We start from the raw sequence: 1,372 nt of genomic DNA on the forward strand, positions 1-1,372 counted from the left end.
TGTTTTTGGTGATCGGTTGCCGCAGGTGGCTGGTCGCTAGATTTGTTGTGGGTTTACACCGTTAATCTGACAGTCCCAATGGCACAAACAAGCCGAAATCGATGCTGGCAGCACCCCCGGCACCACCACTGATATGGCAGCAGAAAACCGACGCCTACGCAAAGAAAACGCCGAGTTGAAGCGAACCAACGAGATTCTACAGACAGCATCAGCTTTTTCGCGGCAGAACTCGACCGTCCAGCCCAATCATGATCCGCTATATCGATAGGTATAGGAATCGTTTCGGGGTTGAGAACATCTGCACCGCACTACAAGAAAACCTCGCTGGTGGTTTCATCACCTCATGCGGCTACCGCGCCGCTAAGGCTAGTGTTCCTGCAGCACGTACTTTGAAGGACCAGCTTCTGATTCCTGAACTGGTGAAAATCCATGCAGAGAATTATGGCGTGTATGGTGTGCGCAAGATGTGGCACGCCATGAGGCGTGCCGGCTGGGATATTGGTCGGGATCAGACCTACCGACTCATGAAAATAGCCGGTGTTGCTGGTGCTCATCGGGGTCGTAAACCTATTACCACCAGAGCGGCCACAGTGATTGATGACCGTTCTGATTTGGTTCAGCGCAACTTCACCGCTGATGCACTAACAGACTGTGGGTAGCAGACTTCACCTATGTCAGAACCTATTCAGGTTTTTGCTATACGGCCTTCATTACTGATGTGTTTTCCCGGAAGATTGTGGGTTGGGGTGTTTCTTCAACTATGCATACTCTGGGGATGCCTTTGACGGCGTTGAAGCAGGCGCTTTTTGAAGTGAGGAAGGGTGGCTCTGATTTGACGCAGATTGTGCATCATTCTGACTGTGGTTCGCAGTATATTGCGTAGGATTACACCCAGGGTTTGAAAGCGTTGGGTGTGCAACTGTCGGTGGGTTCGACTGGGGATTCTTATGATAATGCTTTGGCTGAGTCCGTCAATGGTGCTTATAAGGCTGAGATGGTGCGGGGCCGGCTTTTTGGTTCTGTTGGTCAGCTGGAGTTTGAGACTGCTGGCTGGGTGGTTTGGTGGAGTACTGGCCGGTTGCATCAGGGTCTTGGTTATCGGACTCCGCAGGAGGTGGTTGATGGTGCTTTAGTGGTCTTATAATTGTCGGAACTAAACCACGTACATATCACTCAAACGCAGAACTTAGATAAATTCCGAGAGGTCTTCCGTCCGGCCTTTGTCACTGCAATGAGCCACATGCCTAACGCTAACGTCGCTGAAGAAGGCCAAGGCAAGCAAAATGGCTTTAAGCGCCTCCTCTTGCATCCCTCGAAGCGCTCCATCATACAAAAATAACCTCACCCGTAGCACATAGCCGGCCCCGTAGAG

The 1,372-nt window shown here is 51.2% G+C and carries 4 protein-coding genes; 3 read left to right on the top strand and 1 reads right to left on the bottom strand.

Annotated features, from left to right (window positions below; genetic code table 11):
• Nucleotides 1–248 precede the first annotated feature (248 nt).
• From ACEE09_RS09260 to ACEE09_RS09270, 3 genes are read left to right on the top strand one after another with little or no spacing between them, the layout of a single operon-like run.
• Nucleotides 249–659, top strand: coding sequence for an IS3 family transposase (locus ACEE09_RS09260; RefSeq protein ID WP_449084087.1), 411 nt, complete (start codon nt 249–251; stop codon nt 657–659).
• A complete protein-coding gene (locus ACEE09_RS09265; RefSeq protein WP_449084093.1) occupies nt 650–883 on the top strand; it encodes a DDE-type integrase/transposase/recombinase in 234 nt (77 codons plus the stop codon). Before ACEE09_RS09260 ends, ACEE09_RS09265 begins: the two co-directional genes overlap by 10 nt.
• Before the next feature lie 30 nt (nt 884–913).
• Nucleotides 914–1,144 (top strand): integrase core domain-containing protein, encoded by a 231-nt coding sequence (locus ACEE09_RS09270; RefSeq protein WP_449084089.1) that lies wholly within the window; start codon nt 914–916, stop codon nt 1,142–1,144.
• Between the two features lie 42 nt (nt 1,145–1,186).
• On the opposite strand, the gene ACEE09_RS09275 is transcribed toward ACEE09_RS09270, so the two are convergent.
• Nucleotides 1,187–1,372, bottom strand: a 186-nt coding sequence (locus tag ACEE09_RS09275) for a hypothetical protein (RefSeq protein WP_449084091.1), incomplete at its 5' end; no start/stop codon positions are given.

It is taken from the genome of Rothia sp. 88186D007BW (assembly GCF_053544215.1).

What these genes read in the sequence shown, in the direction of transcription:
- ACEE09_RS09260 (WP_449084087.1), top strand. Translation starts at nt 249, where the DNA reads ATGATCCGCTATATCGATAGGTATAGGAATCGTTTCGGGGTTGAGAAC.